Source organism: Gracilimonas sp. B-17 (genome assembly GCF_056857935.1).
On record NZ_JBSXOA010000009.1, the window covers coordinates 144,134 to 163,363 of the forward strand.

16 protein-coding genes are annotated in these 19,230 nt (G+C 42.0%); 5 read left to right on the forward strand and 11 right to left on the reverse strand.

Annotated features, from left to right (window positions below; genetic code table 11):
- Window positions 1-17 precede the first annotated feature (17 nt).
- The 3 genes from AC13FX_RS02285 to AC13FX_RS02295 form a co-directional block, all read right to left on the reverse strand.
- Window positions 18-1,859: a response regulator gene (locus AC13FX_RS02285; protein ID WP_482878807.1), complete on the reverse strand. Its 1,842-nt coding sequence runs from the start codon at window positions 1,857-1,859 to the stop codon at window positions 18-20.
- A gap of 61 nt (window positions 1,860-1,920) precedes the next feature.
- Window positions 1,921-2,349 carry a SufE family protein gene (locus tag AC13FX_RS02290; protein WP_482878808.1) on the reverse strand — a complete coding sequence of 143 codons (429 nt, stop codon included), beginning with the start codon at window positions 2,347-2,349 and terminating at the stop codon, window positions 1,921-1,923.
- A gap of 91 nt (window positions 2,350-2,440) precedes the next feature.
- Window positions 2,441-3,718, reverse strand: coding sequence for a PAS domain-containing protein (locus AC13FX_RS02295; protein ID WP_482878809.1), 1,278 nt, complete (start codon window positions 3,716-3,718; stop codon window positions 2,441-2,443).
- A 153-nt stretch (window positions 3,719-3,871) separates the two neighbouring features.
- Here AC13FX_RS02295 and AC13FX_RS02300 point away from each other — a divergent pair, with 153 nt between their 5' ends.
- The gene (locus tag AC13FX_RS02300) at window positions 3,872-4,615 is read left to right on the forward strand and encodes a formylglycine-generating enzyme family protein (protein WP_482878810.1); all 744 of its coding nucleotides are present in this window, start codon (window positions 3,872-3,874) and stop codon (window positions 4,613-4,615) included.
- A 38-nt stretch (window positions 4,616-4,653) separates the two neighbouring features.
- Here AC13FX_RS02300 and AC13FX_RS02305 read toward each other — a convergent pair whose 3' ends face one another.
- A complete protein-coding gene (locus AC13FX_RS02305) occupies window positions 4,654-5,811 on the reverse strand; it encodes an acyl-CoA dehydrogenase (RefSeq protein WP_482878811.1) in 1,158 nt (385 codons plus the stop codon).
- 172 nt (window positions 5,812-5,983) lie between these two features.
- Between AC13FX_RS02305 and AC13FX_RS02310 the strand changes: the two genes are divergently transcribed.
- From AC13FX_RS02310 to AC13FX_RS02325, 4 genes are read left to right on the forward strand one after another with little or no spacing between them, the layout of a single operon-like run.
- A complete protein-coding gene (locus tag AC13FX_RS02310; RefSeq protein ID WP_482878812.1) occupies window positions 5,984-7,390 on the forward strand; it encodes a methylmalonyl-CoA mutase family protein in 1,407 nt (468 codons plus the stop codon).
- Complete coding sequence (gene scpA / locus AC13FX_RS02315) at window positions 7,390-9,534, forward strand: methylmalonyl-CoA mutase (RefSeq protein ID WP_482878813.1); 2,145 nt, start codon at window positions 7,390-7,392, stop codon at window positions 9,532-9,534. The genes AC13FX_RS02310 and scpA overlap by 1 nt, the downstream gene beginning before the upstream one ends.
- Window positions 9,531-10,523, forward strand: coding sequence for a methylmalonyl Co-A mutase-associated GTPase MeaB (meaB, locus tag AC13FX_RS02320; RefSeq protein ID WP_482878814.1), 993 nt, complete (start codon window positions 9,531-9,533; stop codon window positions 10,521-10,523). The genes scpA and meaB overlap by 4 nt, the downstream gene beginning before the upstream one ends.
- Window positions 10,524-10,547: 24 nt before the next feature.
- On the forward strand, window positions 10,548-11,528 hold the full coding sequence (locus AC13FX_RS02325; RefSeq protein WP_482878815.1) for an endonuclease/exonuclease/phosphatase family protein: 981 nt from the start codon (window positions 10,548-10,550) through the stop codon (window positions 11,526-11,528).
- A gap of 27 nt (window positions 11,529-11,555) precedes the next feature.
- Here AC13FX_RS02325 and cdaA read toward each other — a convergent pair whose 3' ends face one another.
- The 7 genes from cdaA to AC13FX_RS02360 form a co-directional block, all read right to left on the reverse strand.
- On the reverse strand, window positions 11,556-12,368 hold the full coding sequence (cdaA, locus tag AC13FX_RS02330; RefSeq protein ID WP_482878816.1) for a diadenylate cyclase CdaA: 813 nt from the start codon (window positions 12,366-12,368) through the stop codon (window positions 11,556-11,558).
- A gap of 15 nt (window positions 12,369-12,383) precedes the next feature.
- Window positions 12,384-13,166: a dihydropteroate synthase gene (folP, locus tag AC13FX_RS02335; protein WP_482878817.1), complete on the reverse strand. Its 783-nt coding sequence runs from the start codon at window positions 13,164-13,166 to the stop codon at window positions 12,384-12,386.
- Between the two features lie 74 nt (window positions 13,167-13,240).
- Window positions 13,241-13,576 carry a ferredoxin family protein gene (locus AC13FX_RS02340; protein WP_482878818.1) on the reverse strand — a complete coding sequence of 112 codons (336 nt, stop codon included), beginning with the start codon at window positions 13,574-13,576 and terminating at the stop codon, window positions 13,241-13,243.
- 125 nt (window positions 13,577-13,701) lie between these two features.
- A complete protein-coding gene (locus tag AC13FX_RS02345) occupies window positions 13,702-14,931 on the reverse strand; it encodes an alkaline phosphatase family protein (RefSeq protein ID WP_482878820.1) in 1,230 nt (409 codons plus the stop codon).
- 81 nt (window positions 14,932-15,012) lie between these two features.
- Window positions 15,013-17,679 (reverse strand): TonB-dependent receptor, encoded by a 2,667-nt coding sequence (locus tag AC13FX_RS02350; protein WP_482878821.1) that lies wholly within the window; start codon window positions 17,677-17,679, stop codon window positions 15,013-15,015.
- A gap of 194 nt (window positions 17,680-17,873) precedes the next feature.
- A complete protein-coding gene (locus AC13FX_RS02355; RefSeq protein WP_482878822.1) occupies window positions 17,874-18,569 on the reverse strand; it encodes a TIGR04283 family arsenosugar biosynthesis glycosyltransferase in 696 nt (231 codons plus the stop codon).
- Window positions 18,562-19,182, reverse strand: coding sequence for a TIGR04282 family arsenosugar biosynthesis glycosyltransferase (locus AC13FX_RS02360; protein ID WP_482878823.1), 621 nt, complete (start codon window positions 19,180-19,182; stop codon window positions 18,562-18,564). Before AC13FX_RS02360 ends, AC13FX_RS02355 begins: the two co-directional genes overlap by 8 nt.
- Between the last annotated feature and the right edge of the window lie 48 nt (window positions 19,183-19,230).

Consider the following 19,230-nt stretch of genomic DNA (forward strand, 5'->3'; position numbering starts at 1 on the left):
ATTATTTCTGATAGTGATCAGGCTTTATTCTGTACGATCTGTGCAAGTTTTTGCTCAAGTTCTGCCGGATTAAAGGGCTTGGTCACAAAATCATTCATCCCGGCTGCATAAACATGTTCACGTACTTCTTTCAATGCTGCGGCAGTCAAGGCTACTATAGGCACTTTACGCTTATAGGGGTCATCCAGCTTTCTGATACGTTCTGTAGCCTCATAACCGTCCATTTCAGGCATTTGAAGGTCCATCAGGATCATATCAAAATTGCTTTCCTGTATAGCATCAACGGCTTCTTTACCATTATTGACTACCTTCATTTCCACTTCCCAGCGTTCAAGGAACCGCTTCATCACCTTCTGATTCACAAGGTTGTCTTCTGCCAGCAGGATCTTCATTCCTTTTAACAGACTTACGTCATGGTCATTTTTTTGGGTTCCGTTATTCCCCAGGTCAATGCTCTCTGCAATGCCAAATTCCAACTCAACAGTGAAGGTGCTTCCAACTCCCTCTTCACTTTCCACAAGGATCTCTCCTCCCTGCAACTCGGTTAACTGTTTACTGATAGTAAGTCCAAGCCCTGTTCCACCGAACAAACGCTTCGTATTTTGGCTTGCCTGAGTAAAACTGTCAAATATAGTATTGATTCGTTCCTCATCTATTCCAATCCCGGTATCCCTAATTGCGAACTGAAGAGTAACAACATCAGCATTTTGTTCTTTTGCGCTAACCTCAAGTTTGACCTCGCCTTCTTCAGTAAATTTAAGGGCGTTGCTGAATAGGTTATTTAAGATCTGTGTGAGGCGAGCCGGGTCTCCGATCAAACGGTTAGGAATATCATCATCTGTCTTCACCACCAAATCGATCCCTTTGTTCTTGGCAGTGGTCCTGAAGCTTTCCAGGATCACATTTACAAGGTTATGTAAGTCAAACTCGATATGCTCAAATTCGATCTTGCCGGCTTCTATCTTTGAGAAATCCAACACATCGTCAATCAGTGATAACAGTGTCTTACCAGAAAAATCCAGAATATTTATAGGTTCAAGCTGGTCTTTTCTTGGGTCATCCTGTTTTAAAAGGTGCGTCATCCCAAGAATAGCATTCATGGGAGTTCTTATTTCATGGCTCATTGTAGCCAAAAACTCTGATTTTGCTTTGGTGCTTTTTTCAAGCTCAGCCGTTGTCTCTTCCAGCTGATTGATATAATTCTCCAGTTTCTCCTGTTTCACACTCAATTCTTCATTGAGTTCTTTCTCTTTCTTAAGAAGTTCGAGCGTTTGCTGTTCAGCATTTTCCTTGAACTGTGAAAAGGTATTGAAGATAAGCCATGTCGTTACAAATGAACCCGTCAAAACAGCCCATCGGACCAGGGAAAATCCACTGGCTGACATATTGATCCTTTCAAAAATAATGTAATCCAGTATGAAATAAGAAAGTATTGATAATAGGATCCCAATATTTCTAAGATGTATCTGAGTATTATCAAATAGTAATATGGAAAGCCCCATGGCAGGAATAAAGAATGCTTGTATCATGGCATCATTCCCGAATACTGAACTCAGAATTATGATACCGATATCGGCATAGGCAATCAGTAAAATCTTGGATGCCTTTTCAAAGCCTTGCCTTGCCAGCAACGGTATTAAAAGAAATGCGATGGCTTCAGACAGGAAGAACCAGGTGAGTGAGACCGATTCATTGATCTGAAAAGCCACAAGAAAAAGGATAGAAACTCCGGCAAGGAAAAATGAGACAGAGTTGAGTATAGACATACTGGCTTTAGATCCAATAACTTCATTTTCAGCTCTCAGATCTTTTCCCAGAGCAATATCTGAGATACCTGTCAAAGAAAACTTTTTACTCATATCCATAGTATTTCCAATTAGGATATGAATTAAAGCAAATTATGGAAGTCTAACAATTAGATTACGATAACTTTTCACTTGATTTAAAGGCCATAGCATAGATCTTCATCTGTTTGATCATAGACGCCAATCCATTTGCCCGCGTAGGAGAAAGGTGGCTTGCCATGCCAATTTTTTCAATGAATTCAGGTTTCGTATTCAATATCACATCCGGCTCTCTTTCCGAATAAAAACGGATCATCAGTGAAACGAGTCCCTTGGTTATCGCTGCATCGCTGTCTGCATTAAAGATCACTTTCCCGTTCTCCATTTTGGCCGTTAGCCAAACCTGGCTTTGGCACCCTTTCACCAAATTATCCTCAATTCTATCCCCTTCAGGAAGCGGGTCTAATTTCGTACCAAGCTTGATGATATACTTATACCTCTCCTGCCAATCTTGAAGAAGCTCAAATTCTCTAATGATCCGATCTTCTGTTTCCTTTATATCCATTTTTATTTTAAATATAAGGGTTCAATAATTCCTTAAAAAGAAAAAGCCCGTACATACGGGCTTTTTCGAAGATAAATTCAGAGTGAAGCTTCTATTTTTCAACTTCGAGTTTTATCATGGCTACACTCTTTACACTCTCTACTACTTTACCATTGGCCCCATAATCGGGTTTAAATGATTGCACAACTGATACATAATTTCCATCAGATGTTTTATATCTGCATTGTACACTTGTAGACTTACCTTCAAAGGCTTCCTCAAGAGCCGCCTCAACATCACGCAGATCATCAGCATGAACTGCATCCTTAACACCGCTTTCAATAACTGAATCAGGATCCAAACCTGTAATGGCAGTGTATCCGTCAGAAACAAATTTACATCCGGTTTGCCCATTTTCTTTGATCACAAAACGCAGCGTAAATTCATCCTTCTTTTCTACAATGTTTTCCAGATCTTTTTTCTTTTTCTTGAGAGTCTCTATGATCCTATCCCGTAATGAGATATTGTCAAAATGAATCCTGATAATGGTTTCTTCATTATTCACAAAATAATTCACTTTTCCTTCCAAACGAACACTTTCGCCATCTTTTTGAATAAATTCCCAGGGATAAGGCTCGTCTTCTAATTTTTCTGCATCAAAATCTCCGAAGAGTTCCTTCATCTCTTCTTTGTCTTCATCAACTACAAGATCCCAAACCTTGATCGTTTTGAATTCATCAGCATCATATCCAAGCAGGTTTTTGAATGAGCTGTTTGAAGAAATGATATTACCCTGTACGTCAAGATCAACAAAGGTCTTTTTAGACTCCTCAACCAGGTTGTCAAAATCGAGATTGGCATCAAATACAAGTTTACTGGATTCTTTACGGTCGGTAATATCTCTTTGGTAGGAAACCCAATGCGTGATCTCACCGTTTTTATTAGTTAATGGGTGAATATCCCACTGGTTGATAAATTCACTGCCATCTTTCTTATAGTTCACGGTATGACCAAAAAATGCCTGCCCTTCGATCAATCTTTCTTTTAGACGATCCAATACATGCCTGTCAGTCTTTTCACCCTGTAACATTCGAGGAGTATTACCGAGAGCCTCTTCTTTGGAATAACCTGTCATCTTAGTGAAACCATCATTGACATAAACAATTTTTGGTCCCGGCTTCTCAAGATCTAATTCCGTGATCAAAATGGAATCATAATCATGTTTGATTGCCTGCTCAAGAAGTGAAAGCTGCTTGTTCACTTTCAAATACCTGTTTTCCAATTCGGTATAGAGCTCCTTAAGCTTTGAATAGGAAGCTTCATCCTTACTACATTGTTTTAGCTGATCTAAAATCTTTTGGTCCATTACTACATTATTTATTTGATCCATGGGTCTTATCTGCCAAGTAAAAACTCTGTATGTAGCAACATCATTCCAAAATTCCCAAAATATTTTATTTATTACTACTATATTAGTAATATTATGATGAAGTTCATACACACAATGTTTATTGTGGCATTCTTATCGTTTATAGGGTGCTCAATGTTACATAAAAACCCACCAAAGATGAAACCGGAAATGGTTTTTGTTAAAGGCGGGTCGTTTTTTATGGGGGATGTTTTTGATTCCAGCAACTCCGATGCACTTCCAGCACATCAGGTAACCGTTAAGGATTTTTATATTGGAAAGTTTGAGGTCACCTTCAAACAATATGATGATTTTGCTTTGAATACTGACAGATCTCTGCCGAACGACAGGGGTTTTGGCAGAGGTGAACGAGCCGTTGTTTATATCAACTGGGAGGAAGCAAACGCCTTTTGTAATTATTGGGGGTGGCGTTTACCCACAGAAACTGAATGGGAATATGCAGCACGATCGGGAGGAAAATCATACAGGTTTGCAGGCACCAATGACCAGGATTCTCTTGATCAATTTGCCATTTCAGTTAACTCGAACATAGAATTCTCTTACCTGGTTGGCAGTAAAGAACCAAATGGCATCGGTCTTTTTGATATGAGCGGCAATGTACTTGAAATGGTCAGCTCATTCTATCAGGACTACTCAAAACCCGATCAGCTGCATGATCTTGATGAAAGCTCTTTAAGGATAATTCGGGGAGGTAGTTTTGATGAAGAGATCGAAACCAATCAAACGTTCTGGAGAGTGGGCACTTACGACCTGATGATCCATAACGATGTTGGTTTTCGTTGTGCCATTTCCAGGGAAGAGGTTGAGAATAATGGGCTGTTTAATGGCTTTTTCAACATTGGTAAAAAGAAGCCTTAAAATAAAAAGGGGGCCGAAGCCCCCTTTTTCTCACTCACTCATCGAAGTAGCAGCTTTGCAATAGTGCTAAGCTGCATGTTCGTTGTACCCTCGTAGATCTTACCGATCTTAGAATCACGGTAATATTTCTCTACGGGATATTCTTTGACATATCCATAACCTCCAAAAAGATCAACAGCCTGAGAGCTTACACTTTCTGCAACCTCTGAGGAATAGAACTTGGCCATTGCGGCTTCTTTCAGGAAGTTTTGCCCTGCCATTTTCTTTCTTGCTGCGTTGTACACCAGTAACCTGGCGGTTTCAATATCTGTTGCCATTCTTGCCAGCTGAAACTGAACACCCTGGAATTCTCCAATCGCCTTACCGAACTGTTTACGTTCCTGCACATAGGCTAAAGCTGCATCAAAGGCTCCTTGAGCAATCCCGATCATTTGGGCTCCAATACCAACCCGACCTTCATTCAAGGTTTCAATGGCAACTTTATATCCTTTTCCAACTTCACCTAATACGTTCTCTTTTGGTACCCGAACATCTTCAAGCAAGATCTCACAAGTGGAACTGGCTCTGATACCTAATTTATTTTCTTTCTTCGCGATTGAGAATCCATCCATTCCGCGTTCAACCACAAATGCCGTAATTCCTTTATACCCGGCATCCGGATCTACCGTTGCCATTACGAGGAAGATATCCGCCTCATTTGCATTGGTGATCCATAACTTTGCCCCGTTCAGAACATAGTCATCACCGTCTTCCTTAGCGGTTGCTTTCAGGGCAAAAGCATCGCTACCTGAACCGGCCTCAGAAAGGCAATATGCACCTACTTTTTCAGTCGCCAGTTGTGGCAGATATTTATCCTTTAAATGATCTGATGCAAAATTCACAAAGGCATTGTTCACAAGAGTATTTTGAACATCCATAAAAACACCTGCCGATGCATCCACTCTTGAGATCTGCTCGATGGCAACAATAGACATCATAAAGGTACCGCCACCACCAGAGTACTTCTCAGGTATATCGATCCCCATCAAGCCCATTTCAAAAAATTGCTTCACAAGTTCCGGATCCAGTTTTGCTTTCTCATCCATCTCTTCAACCAAAGGCTTGATCGAAGCTTCTGCAAAATCTGCCGCAGCATCCTTTAACATTTGTTCGTCTTCGGTAAGCTGAGTTAGTGGGGCAATTAATTGATCCGTCATGTGCTTCTAAGTACTTCGTTATTATAGTTTATGTGAGTAGGGCTAGGAATATACAAATTGTAAGCGCTTTTTTACTAATCAAAACGGTATTTTTTAACACTGGTTAGTAAAGAACTTCTGACCTCTTTATTTTGTGACTCCATAATCAATCCCAACACTCAACCTGTTTATTTTGAAAGACCTGAATTTCGAAGGTGAACTTAATTTTAATGAGTTTCCACCGGTAACCACTGAAGAATGGGAAGAAGTAATCCATAAAGACCTTAAGGGTAAAGATTACAAGGAAACGCTTCGATGGGATACGCGCGAAGGCTTTGAATCTCTCCCATTTTACCGAAGTGAGGACCTGAATAAACTGGATCATACGGTTCAACCATTGGCAAGCTCAGCAAACTGGAGTATTCTTGAGATCGTTGAGGATGCGCATCCTTCTGAAGCGAACAAACAGGCTTTACTTGCCTTGGAAAATGGGGCTGGTGGACTTGATATCAGATTGACATCTGAACGAATTGCTTCTAAAGAAGATCTGGAATCATTACTGAATAACATTCAGTTAGAGATCATTACGCTTGTTTTTTCTACTTCCATGTCCTCTCAAAAGGTCATCGAGTGGGTTCAAGAGATCATTTCTGATCGTAATTTAAACCCCGGATCCCTCGACATTCACTTTTCAGTCGATATCTTCAGTCATGCTGCTCAATCTGGTCACTTGCCTTCAAAAGGATGGGAAGAGGATGTTACAGATCGACTGTCATCCAATGCCGGTTATTTATTGGTCGACATATCAATTTATGCAAATGCCGGGGCTTCTCTGGTACAGCAACTGGCTTTTGCCCTGGCAGCAGGAAATGAATACCTGGGAGTATCTTCTGAGCTTGGAACATCACTATCATTTCGTTTTTCAACAGGTCCCCTGTACTTCCCTGAGATCGCCAAATACAGAGCATTCAGACTACTCTGGGGAAAAGTACTTGAAGAATACGGGGTCAAGGATCAAACCGTGAACATCCTGTCTGAAACCGCATCATGGAACAAGACCCAAAATGACGCCCATAATAATATGCTCAGAGCAACCACTGAAGCCATGTCTTCGGCAATAGGCGGATGCAACGGGATCAGTATTCACAGGTTTGATGAACACTTTAACGAACAAACCCCTTTTGCCTCACGGATCGCCAGAAATACTCAGCTTATTTTACAGGAAGAATCCTACCTGAGTAAGGTTTCTGATCCTGGTGCAGGATCCTATTACATTGAGGTACTGAGCGAAAAAATAGCAAATATAAGCTGGGACCTATTCCAGGAGATCGAGGCAAATAAAGGTTTTTATGAAGGTCTCAAGTCAGGTTTCCTTCAGCAAATGATCTCGGAATCCAGAGATAGAAAGATCCGGGCCTACAAAAAAGAGGAAGAATCTTTGATCGGTGTGAATAAATATCAACCAGATGATGAGACCGACATCTCACCCCGTGAGGTAAAACAGAGTGATATAACCCATCTTGATTTGAATGATTTTGTTGAGATCACACCTGTCAAACCCCTATACCTTGAAGCCGAACTCCAAATGGGAGATGCATAATGAAAAAGGATTTTTCAAACATTGATCTGAAATTAGACGGTATAAACAAAAAGAAAACCGCCAAAGACAGTACCTGGGAAACACCTGAGCAGATCCCGGTCAAACCTCAGTTTTCCAAAGAGGATATTGAATCGCTTGAACACCTTGAGTATGCGGCCGGAATTCCTCCCTACCTCAGAGGCCCCTACTCGACCATGTATGCCGTGCGCCCATGGACCATAAGGCAGTATGCCGGGTTCTCGACAGCTGAGGAGTCTAACGCTTTTTATCGGCGAAATCTGGCTGCTGGGCAGCGCGGGCTTTCTGTGGCATTTGATCTTGCCACTCATCGCGGATATGATTCAGATCACCCCAGAGTATCCGGTGATGTAGGCAAGGCCGGAGTAGCTATAGATTCTGTGGAAGACATGAAGATCCTGTTCGATCAGATCCCCCTTGATAAAATGTCTGTTTCAATGACCATGAATGGAGCTGTGATCCCTGTTATGGCGTTCTACATTGTAGCAGCCGAAGAACAGGGCGTATCCCTTGAAAAGCTATCCGGTACTATACAGAATGATATTCTGAAAGAGTTCATGGTTCGCAATACTTATATCTATCCACCGGTACCATCCATGAAGATCATTGGTGATATCTTCGAATTTACATCACAAAATATGCCGCGCTTCAATTCTATTTCAGTGAGTGGCTATCATATGCAGGAAGCAGGTGCTACCTCGGATATTGAATTGGCATATACCTTAGCCGATGGGCTCGAATATCTCCGTACAGGCATTGAAGCCGGCATGGATATCGATGAATTCGCACCCCGCATTTCTTTTTTCTGGGCTATTGGCATGAACCACTTTATGGAGATCGCAAAAATGCGGGCGGCCCGACTTTTATGGGCCAAGATCGTAAAATCATTCAACCCAAAAAATCCAAAATCACTTTCCTTAAGAACCCATTCTCAAACTTCAGGATGGAGCCTTACTGAACAGGACCCTTACAATAACGTAGCAAGAACGACCATAGAAGCCATGGCTGCTGCTCTCGGTCACACACAGTCGCTGCATACAAATGCTTTGGATGAAGCTATCGCCTTACCGACCGATTTCTCAGCTCGCATTGCTCGTAATACCCAGATCTTCTTACAAGAAGAAACAGGTATAACCAAAGCGGTGGATCCCTGGGCCGGGTCACACTATGTGGAATTTCTCACAGATAAAATCGCACGTCGTGCATGGTCCCTGATCGGAGAGGTTGAAGAATTGGGAGGAATGGCAAAGGCCATAGAGACCGGTGTCCCCAAAATGAGGATTGAGGAAGCTGCCGCCCGCAAACAAGCCAGAATTGATTCAGGAAAAGACACTATTGTTGGGATCAATAAGTTTGTTACCGATGAAAAATCTGAGATCGATATACTGGAAGTTGATAATGATAAGGTCCGGCGCTCACAGATCGAACGCCTTAACAAAACCAAGGCTGAACGGAATGATGAAAAGGTTCGGCAATGTCTGAATAAAATTACCACGTGTGCTGAAACCGGTGATGGAAATTTATTAGCTTTAGCTGTGGATGCGGCTCGTGAGAGAGCCACTCTTGGTGAGATCTCTGATGCTATGGAGGAGGCGTTCGGCCGTTATAAAGCAACAATAAAATCAATTTCAGGTGTGTATTCTTCAGAATTAAAAAATGACGACCAATTCAAGGCCGCACTTAAACGCGCAGATGATTTTGCTGAGATCGATGGCCGCCGCCCGCGCATAATGGTTGCCAAAATGGGACAAGATGGACATGATAGAGGGGCTAAAGTGATCTCTACCAGTTTTGCTGACCTTGGCTTTGATGTGGATATCGGGCCGCTGTTCCAGACCCCGGAAGAAGCCGCACGACAGGCCGTGGAAAATGACGTCCATATTCTGGGTGTTTCGAGCCTTGCCGGTGGACATAAAACTTTAGTTCCTCAGGTAATTGAGGAACTAAAAAAACACGGACGGGACGACATTATGGTGATCGCCGGCGGTGTTATTCCCCAACAAGATTATGACTTTTTATACAATGCCGGTGTGTCTGCTGTCTTCGGGCCCGGCACAGTTATTCCAAGAGCTGCAAAACAGATCCTGGATACACTTATTCAAAATTACTCAGACAACGGTTCATGAGTCGAAACCTCCCCTCAAAGAATGAATTCATAGACGGCATTCTCTCCGGCAACCGCATGTTGCTTAGCAGAGCTATTACCCTCATCGAAAGTACTAAAAGGGATCATCATGAACTGGCACAGGATATCATTGAAGGATGTCTTCCCCATGCCGGAAACTCTGTGAGGATCGGCATAACCGGGGTGCCAGGAGTTGGAAAAAGCACCTTTATTGAAGCCTTCGGGAATCATATTATAACCGAGGAAGAACGCACGCTTGCCGTTCTCGCTGTTGATCCAAGCAGTTCAAGAACCAAAGGCAGTATTTTAGGTGACAAAACCCGCATGGATACATTATCCAACAATCCTAAGGCTTATATTCGTCCAACTCCCACTTCAGGCTCGTTGGGTGGTGTGGCACAAAGTACCCGTGAAACCATCACATTATGTGAAGCCGCAGGCTTTGATACCATTTTGATAGAAACGGTTGGAGTTGGACAATCAGAAACGGCCGTCCACTCCATGGTTGATTTCTTTTTATTACTGATGCTTGCCGGTGCCGGCGATGAACTACAAGGTATCAAACGGGGTATCATGGAGATGGCCGATGCAATTGCCATCAACAAAGCAGATTCAGGTAATGAGGATTCTGCAATGAGGGCTATGACCGAATACAAAAATGCACTGCATCTTTTCCCACCCACTGAGTCGGGCTGGATACCAAAGGTCACTACTTGTTCAGCCTATCATAACAAAGGCATTGATAATGTATGGGATATTGTGGCTGAATATATCCGACATTCAAAATCCAAAGGATATTTTGACAATAAAAGGAAAGAGCAGGCAGTTTATTGGCTGGAAGAAAGCATTAATCATGAGCTTCACCGTAAATTCTATGAAAATGATGACCTGAAGCAAATGCTAGAATCCTTTCGGGAACAGGTTCAGCGGGGTGAAGTTTCAACCCAAAAAGCCGCCACGTTACTCATTGAAAAGTTTTTTAATAAATAAATACAACCAGATTCTAATATTGATATGATCTTCAATAACAAATTATTTACCCTCATACTATTTTGTTCAACTTTAATACTTGGAGCCTGTGGAAGTGACTCCACCCCAACTCCAATCGTTCCTGACGAACCTGAACCAAATACGGAATTCGATCCTGTTGGCACCACCTCTACTCTTGATTTTGGAACCTGGAATCTTGAATGGTTCGGTGACACCGGTAATGGCCCTACTAATGAAGACCTTCAATTAAATAATGCCAGCTTTATCATTTCAGGTCTTGATATGGATATCTGGTCGGTTCAGGAGGTAACATCCACTTCTCATTTTAATGATCTTATTGATAGTCTTGAAGGTTATGAGGGAATTTTAGCTAATGCCCCCGTGGTTCAAAGTGATTCTGCATATTATGAGGATTTTGGCGGCAATGAGCAGAAACTTGGATTGATCTATAAAACTGATATCATAACTGTCAACAGTGCTCAGGTCATCCTTACTGACTATGACTATGAATTTGCAGGCCGTCCTCCTGTTGAGATTCAGCTTACAGCAAATGTGGATGATCAATCGGCCGACATTGTGGCGATCCTGATACATGCTAAATGCTGTACAGATGACGAATCTTACAACAGAAAAGAAGCCGGTGCTAATGCATTGAAATCATACCTTGACACCACCTGGCCTGATGCTAATGTGATCGTTTTCGGTGATTTCAATGATGATGTGGATACGTCAATTTCTTCAGGCAGGGAATCTGTTTATAAAACATTTGTAGATGACGCACAAAATTACACTTTCCCAACCATGACACTTTCCGAAAATAATATCTCTTCCACTACTGGATATCCGGACGTGATCGATCATCACCTGAATTCTAATGAATTGTATGCTTTCTACGTAAGCGAATCGGTTATGTCTTTTCAACCTGAAGACTATGTACCGAACTATGCTTCAACTACCAGTGACCATTACCCCGTGTTAACCCGATATTCGCTGAATCAGAATTAAAAGCCTTATTTAGAGAAGTGAGCCTGATCAGCTGAGATTCATATCGGCTTGGGAGCTGAACGCAACGTCTTCCTCAAATTTCTGATTTCCAAAGGATTCTTCCATCTCAGCTCTTAGTTTCTGAATGGTGAGTCCACTGGTCAGGGCTCCGTTTCTGGCAATTGAGATACGTCCCGTTTCCTCTGAAACGACGATCACAAACACATTATTGGATTCACTGATGCCAACAGCAGCTCGGTGTCTTGTACCGAAGGATGTAGAAATATTTGGGTTTTGCGAGATGGGCAAATAACAGCTTGCAGCAACGATCCGATTACCCCTGATCACTACTGCTCCATCATGCAGTGGAGTTTCTTTTTTGAAGATAGTGACCAACAGCTCGCTTCTGATCTCGGCATCAATATTAACACCTGCATCCACAAGGTCTTGTAATGAAGATGTTCGTGCAAACACGATCAGTGCTCCGATCTTGTTTTTTGACATTTCCTTGACGGCCTCCACTACTTCATCTATGGTTTTATCTGAATTGTTGGTGGTAAAAAATCGATCAAGGCTGGTATTAGTACCCAGACGGTAAAGCAGCTTCCGGATCTCGGGTTGAAATAAAATGATCAGGGCAATGATACCCACATCAAGGATCTGACTCAAGATCGAGTTCAGGGTTGTGAAGCCCAGTAATCCGATCACTACATTCAGGATCACAACAAATAAAATACCAAGAGCTGCCTGAATGGCAAAGGTACCCTTTACCCACCGGTATAGGTATACCAATACGAGCGCTATTATAAGCGTCTCGGCAAAATCTTTAATTCCGAATTCGAGAAAACCGATCGGGAACAAAGTTGCTCCTTTATGTTACTGTTGGGATTGAATTGCGTTGAATATACGAATAGAATCGGAAGCTTCCTCCACATCATGCACTCTCAGTATATTTGCCCCTTTCATAAGTGCATGATAGTGTAGAGCAACGGTTCCGGCTACACGTCCGTCTGTTGGCCGCCCGTTTAATATAGTACCTATCATTGATTTTCGGGAAGCCCCTATCAATATAGGTAAATCAAATTTCTTAAAAATCTCAAGACCATCGATCAATTTCAGATTGTGCTGCAGGGTTTTACCAAATCCTATACCGGGATCTAGAATGATCTTGTGCACCCCTTTTGTTCTGAGCACTTCCAGCTTTTCTTCAAAAAAACTAAAGATATCCTCCAATACGTCATCATACTGTGGATCCTTTTGCATTGTTTTTGGATCTCCCTGGGAATGCATCAGGATGTACCCCGCTTCAAATTCCGCGCATAGATCGGCTAATTTCGGCTCCTTTTGCAGACCACTGACATCGTTGACTATGTGAGTCCCACTCTCCAGTGCAGCTTTAGCGACTTCATATTTTGTTGTGTCTATCGAAAATTCAACATCTTTAAAGATGGGTATTGCCTTTTCGATGACAGGTATTACCCGGTCCATTTCTTCCTGAACGGATACCGGATCTGAACCGGGGCGCGTTGATTCCCCTCCAATATCAATGATCTCTGCACCATGCCTGATCATGATATGTATACGATCCAAAGCCCTGTCCACCTCTAAATACTTGCCTCCGTCACTAAAGGAATCAGGGGTTGCATTCAGTATTCCCATCACTCTGGGACCACTTTTTGTATGTAAATTCGGATCTTTTAGGGGCAAATGTTCAGATCTTTGAACAGTTTAAATTACCAGTTCTCAACCAGCTTGTCTTTCTTGTCTTCTACTTCAGCCCACTCATCAGCATCATCCAATGCATCCTGTGTTTCATTGATGATCCGGTCTGCCCAGGTATCAGCAAGGCGTTCATTAATATCAATGTAGTCTTCCCATTTTTCAGGTACTTCATCATCCGGATAGATCGCTTCTACCGGACACTCAGATACACAAGCGTCACAATCAATGCATTCCATTGGATCGATGACCAGGAAATTTGGCCCCTCGCGGAAAGCATCCACAGGGCAGACAGCAGCGCAGTTAGTATATTTACATTGAATACATGGTTCAGTTACAACGTATGCCATTTTATATAATCAGTTTATTCAAATAATGGGGTAAATTTTTGCAGATTGGAATATCCCCTCACTTTAGGATAGATGCAATCTTTATAGCATTTAAGAAATGCTTTTTTTGGTGAACCGTTCCTTCCTTAGTTCAGCATTACAGAAACACTATCTACTGATCCATCTGTTTTAACCGGTTCAATATTCAATAAGTGCGTTATCATTTCGTAAATGTGAATATTTTCGAATGCCTTCATCTTGTAACCACTTTTGAAATCCGGGCCGGAAGCAACAAACAATGCGTGCATTTCTTTTTCCATATTATCAAAACCATGAGCACCACCGCTTGGATAACCCGGACGAGCTTCAAATACTTCCTGTGTATTGATAGTATATCCAAGATCAGCAACAATGGTCAATTCCGGAATCCTGGGGTGATTCTTAAGGTGATACCTGGCCGGAATTTCATCTTTCAGATAGACCTTATAATGTTCTTCATTTTCTTTTAGTGAACGGTAAATCTCTTCTAAGTTGGCCCCTTCCTTTACATTTGCCATAATGACCGGACTGAATGCTATCATTTCCAGATCATTCGGGTCTATGATATCATCAAGCACCACGATCCTTTCCCTCGATACGGAAGCCATTCCATGATCGGAAACGATCATAAGATTTGTGATATCAGTCAGACCTGATTCCTCCATTCTTTTTTTAAGATAACCAACGAGATCATCAGCTCTTTCAACAGCCGATTCCAATTCCGGAGAATCCGGGCCAAATCGATGCCCTTGTGTATCAATAAAATGAAAATATAAGGTAGCCAGATCAACTTCTTTTTCATTATTAAGGGTCATCCATGAAATTACCGAATCTATGCGTGCTGAATCACCCATCGACTCATCGTATTGTTTCCAGAAAGTTGGGCGTATATCCTGAATGGGGGCCTCAGATCCAACCCAAAACATGGTTCCTGCATTCTTTCCTGCTTTTTCAACTGTATTCCAGATCGGCTCACCCTGATACCATGCAGGGTTTTCAACGGCATCCCGATCCCGGATTGCAAAATTTGCGTCCATCTCAGGATCATACATATTGTTCCCTACAAACCCGTTGTTTTCAGGATACAAACCGGTGGCGATCGCGTAATGATTAGGGAAGGTCTTGGATGGGAATATGGGAATAAGACCTTCGCTGATCACCCCGTCTACTACCAGCTTGTCAAAATTCGGTGTTTCAGTTTTGTTGAGGTAATCGTACCTGAAACCATCGAAAGAGATCAGCAACATCTTCTCTCCTTTAGGTTCATTTGTAGGTGATTGGTTTGAACAGCCAATAGCTGTCGCTAAGATAATGAGTGTAAAGATCAGGTTTTTCATAATGCTTGAAAATAAAAAAGCAGCCTGTCAGAAACAGGCTGCTTATAAAAGTTTACTTAGTTTTTACTTTGGTGTGTAAGCTTAGAAGTTTACACGGATACCAAAGTTATAACGTCTTGGAAGACCTAAGAATACCTCAGCGTCATCCGCATCGTGGTCATCATCGTAACCGTTGAATCTACTGTTATCGGTAGCATCCTGAATATATGTTTCATCAAGTACGTTGAACAGGTTCAGGAAGAGTGTAGAACCTTCTAGAATATTGTCCAGTTTATAGTTCAGGTGCAGATTGAAAACGGTGTAGTTAGGTGCTTGCCATGTTTGCGCTCTATCATTAGGGTCGTCTCTGCTAATTGGATCGAAATCTGACCAGTGACGGTAGAATGAAGTACCTACTACTTGAACATCGAAATTGTCCACCGGCTGTAATCCTAATACATAAGCAAGCTGTGCTTGTGGAGCATTACCAACTTTAAGACCATCTAGATAAAGGTTCAGGTTGGTTGCACTGTTAGGATCGCCCTGATCGGCTAGGTATGTAGCAGAAACATCGCTTTGATATTCCCATAGGTTATAAGAACCGGAAACATCTAAACGAACCCAGTCGTTTGGCTTGTAAGAAGTTTCAACCTCAACACCGGTATGCATTTGGTCAAGACCGGAAATATTGATAAGTCCTTCATCACCATTTGGCTGATCAACACCACGTGTGAACGAACGGTCACGGCGGTCAGTCAGATAATAGTTTGCATTAAAACCAAACTGTCCACTTGGGTCACGGTAACGCACACCTGCTTCGTAGAAGTAGAACTTCTCGTTTTGTGGATCCTCATTGATCGCACCGTTAAAGTCACTGATCACGTTGTCAAAGATAGGTACTTTAGAAATGTAACCTACGTTCAGGTAAATACCTGTATTGTCAGTAACGTTGTAAAGACCACCGGCTTTTGCCTGGTAACCAACGATGTTATCAGACTCACGTGTCAGCGGACTTCCACCTTCATTGATAAAGAAGTTTTCATGAGAATACTTAATAGTTGAAATACCACCGGTTGCATACACACTGTATTTGTCGGTTACGTATTCACCCTGAACATATCCACCATACCAATCAACGGTGTTGGTAAAGTTATAGTCAACAACATCACCAAGACCGGCTCTGTAATTAGGGTTGAATGGGTCACCCGTTTCAACGTAATACTGCCCACCAAGTAGATCACGAACTTCGCGATAGTGCTCGATCTCAGCAGTTCTCCAATCTAAACCGGCTTGCAGCTCAAAATTTTCACTTGCCTGGTAAGACAATTTAAGAATATCACCAATGGTCCATTGGTTGTTACGGCTGTTACGCAGGATACCGTTTGACTCACCATTTGGATCATTATCTGCAATGGTAGCATCCCAGTCAGCAATTCGCTGGTTGTGTGTGTAATCCCATTCGATATCTCCAAGAGTACCGGTACCACCACCTTGTCCACCTGAGTAGTAAAGTACGTTGGTCAGAGTCAGATTTTCGCTAAGCTCGCTATACCAGTTCAGGTTTATTTGAGGCTTATGGAAAAAGTTTTCACGTTCGTTAATGAAATCTTTGCTGTAACGGTTTTGGATCGAAGAACCGTACCATGCACCGTCACCTACGTATTGATTCCCATCATATGAATTGTTGACACCTGCAACGTTTGCGTTGAAAAAACGACCTCTTTCCCCGTGAACATCTGCAGCAGCTGCGTCATAACCGTCTAAGCTAAGGGCATAATCGCGATCATAAGTAGCTGTATTCATTTTGTACAGGTTCTGTCCGTGACGCTGAGGAGCGCCAAGAGCAAAAAGATCTAATCGGTTAGACTCATTCACTTGGTAAGAAGCGGCTAAGTGGTAAGCCCATTCGTCAGCCCAGGTTCCTTCAACAATTCCATCAGCTGTTTTTCTTACACCAACAGCGCTAAAGGCAAATTTATCGTTGATCATACCTGAGTTCAACTGAAGAGTGGTTTTGTTCAGAGCACCACTTCCGTTCTCAAACTTGATAGAACCACCGGCTTTATTTTGAGTCGGGTCAGTAATAATGTTCAGCGTACCACCTACAGAAGGAACTGCAAGGTTTACGTTTGAAATACCTCTCTGTACCTGAATAGAACGAGCAGCATCACCAACACCACTCCAGTTAGACCAGTATACCCAGCCATTTTCCATATCGTTCACAGGTACACCGTTGATCATAACGGCTACGTTACGCTGGCTAAATCCACGCACGTTAATTCTTGCATCACCAGAACCACCACCTTCTCCGGTTGAATAAACAGAAGGTGTGATATTCAGAACTTCAGGAAGGTTACGGGAACCAAGCTGAGTTTGAATAGCTTCCTGATCTACATCAGAGAAAGCAACAGGTGTTGTTTGATCTGAACGGGAAGCAAATACCTCAAGTGCCGTCAAGGAAGCACTGGTAAGTTCCAGTTCAAAATCCAGTTCCAGATCGCTGGAACCAACAGTAATTTCTTCAGTAATAGTAATGTAACCAACACTGGAAACACGGATGGTGTATGTACCTGGCTCAACGCCTCTGATTACATAATCACCGTTCAGGTCAGTAGCATTACCCTGGGCTGTGCCCATTAGGATCAAGTTGGCACCAATAATAGGTTCCCCGGATCCTTGCTCTGTCACGGTACCTCGGATGGCAGATTGCGCAAATGCTGCCCCTGAAATACCAAGAATTAAAAATACAGTGGATAGATATTTTAACATGGTGTTTGTTTTTTGTTGTGAGGTTTTGTTATAAAACGACTTTTGAAACATTCTTAATTATTCCAAGTCATAGACTTAGGGCTCTAGTTAGATCTTACAAGATTGAAACAGGCTTATAAGTTCTATGCTCAAGCATCGTTAAGATAGGGATAATGAAACCCAACATCCCCGACTTTTTGCTATTTAACACTAACTTAATACGTGTTGCTGATCATTTGTGACCGATAAAAATTAACGATCGTCTTTTGTTGTACACCTAAGTAATACAACAGCACAATAATAGTAAAAATTAGCTGTAATTTGAAGACACCTATTCGCTCGTATCGCCGTCCTGATGTAGTTACTGCCTTATGTATTATTTGAAATTGCGTATGCTTTTTGATCCGTTTTACTATTTCCTGATCTTCCATGACAATTAGCGATTCATCAAATCCACCGATCTTATCGAATAGCGTTCCTTCGATGAGTAAGCTCTGGTCCCCAAACCTGAAAAGGTCAACATCAAACCTGGTGAACCACGCATAGGTTTTTAGGGCCCAATGATCGATATCAAATTTAAGCCTGAAACAGCCACTTTTTACCCCGCTGTTAACCAATCCTTTAAGATCTTCAATAAATGATACAGGGGGAATAGTATCCGCATGAAGAAAGTACAACCATTCTCCCCCTGCCTGACTTGCCCCATAATTCATTTGGCTGGCTCGACCCTTTTTTGGTGATATCAATGCTTTTGCACCTGCATGCTCCGCTTTTTCAACCGTACCATCTGTACTGCCACCATCAATTACCAGAATTTCTATTTCTTCCGAACCGGCACACTCAGTTAGGTACCGGGCCAATTCACCGATCTTTTTTTCTTCGTTGTAAGTCGGAATGACGATACTAAACATGATCTTTGAGCTTATTTAACAAAACATCCTTTACTTCCAACCAATCCTCAATGGTGTCCACGTCATTTAATGCTTTTAACCTGGTGTATGACAAACCAAGCTGTTCAATGATATTAATTGTAGTCTGAAGAACTACTTCGGTACTCCATTCCACACCTTTAAATACCTTAGGGTAAAACTGATTCATGCCCAATAAATAGTAACCGCCATCTCTGGCAGGCCCGATAACAAAATCATTGTCATCCAGCGATCTAAAAGCGTCTTCAATTATTCCTGCCCGGATCTCTGCACTATCGCTTCCAATGATCACTGCTTTATTTATACCGCTATCAAAAGCAGTTTTAAAAGCGTACTTCATTCTTTGTCCAAGACCACCTCCTTTCTGAAGCTTTTTTGTGAACCGGTCATTTTCCCAAATATCATCTTTCTTGATATAAGAAGAGTACCATACTTCCTTATTCATTTTTAGGGAACCTGTTTCAGCATATGTATGCTTAACCAGTTTTTGATACACTTTTAGTGCTTCTTCATCCCCAATACTTTTAGCCAGCCTTGTTTTAACCTTGCCGACTTCTTCGTTCTTTACAAAAATGATGAGCTTGTTTTCAGGCATTAATTTGTTGGCTTTTATGAATGACTTTAGAACATTTTCATTTCACAG

What these genes read in the sequence shown, in the direction of transcription:
- AC13FX_RS02285 (WP_482878807.1), bottom strand. Translation starts at nt 1,859, where the DNA reads ATGAGTAAAAAGTTTTCTTTGACAGGTATCTCAGATATTGCTCTGGGA.
- AC13FX_RS02290 (WP_482878808.1), bottom strand. Translation starts at nt 2,349, where the DNA reads ATGGATATAAAGGAAACAGAAGATCGGATCATTAGAGAATTTGAGCTT.
- AC13FX_RS02295 (WP_482878809.1), bottom strand. Translation starts at nt 3,718, where the DNA reads ATGGATCAAATAAATAATGTAGTAATGGACCAAAAGATTTTAGATCAG.
- AC13FX_RS02300 (WP_482878810.1), top strand. Translation starts at nt 3,872, where the DNA reads ATGTTACATAAAAACCCACCAAAGATGAAACCGGAAATGGTTTTTGTT.
- AC13FX_RS02305 (WP_482878811.1), bottom strand. Translation starts at nt 5,811, where the DNA reads ATGACGGATCAATTAATTGCCCCACTAACTCAGCTTACCGAAGACGAA.
- scpA (WP_482878813.1), top strand. Translation starts at nt 7,390, where the DNA reads ATGAAAAAGGATTTTTCAAACATTGATCTGAAATTAGACGGTATAAAC.
- meaB (WP_482878814.1), top strand. Translation starts at nt 9,531, where the DNA reads ATGAGTCGAAACCTCCCCTCAAAGAATGAATTCATAGACGGCATTCTC.
- AC13FX_RS02325 (WP_482878815.1), top strand. Translation starts at nt 10,548, where the DNA reads ATGATCTTCAATAACAAATTATTTACCCTCATACTATTTTGTTCAACT.
- folP (WP_482878817.1), bottom strand. Translation starts at nt 13,166, where the DNA reads ATGGGAATACTGAATGCAACCCCTGATTCCTTTAGTGACGGAGGCAAG.
- AC13FX_RS02340 (WP_482878818.1), bottom strand. Translation starts at nt 13,576, where the DNA reads ATGGCATACGTTGTAACTGAACCATGTATTCAATGTAAATATACTAAC.
- AC13FX_RS02345 (WP_482878820.1), bottom strand. Translation starts at nt 14,931, where the DNA reads ATGAAAAACCTGATCTTTACACTCATTATCTTAGCGACAGCTATTGGC.
- AC13FX_RS02350 (WP_482878821.1), bottom strand. Translation starts at nt 17,679, where the DNA reads ATGTTAAAATATCTATCCACTGTATTTTTAATTCTTGGTATTTCAGGG.
- AC13FX_RS02355 (WP_482878822.1), bottom strand. Translation starts at nt 18,569, where the DNA reads ATGTTTAGTATCGTCATTCCGACTTACAACGAAGAAAAAAAGATCGGT.
- AC13FX_RS02360 (WP_482878823.1), bottom strand. Translation starts at nt 19,182, where the DNA reads ATGCCTGAAAACAAGCTCATCATTTTTGTAAAGAACGAAGAAGTCGGC.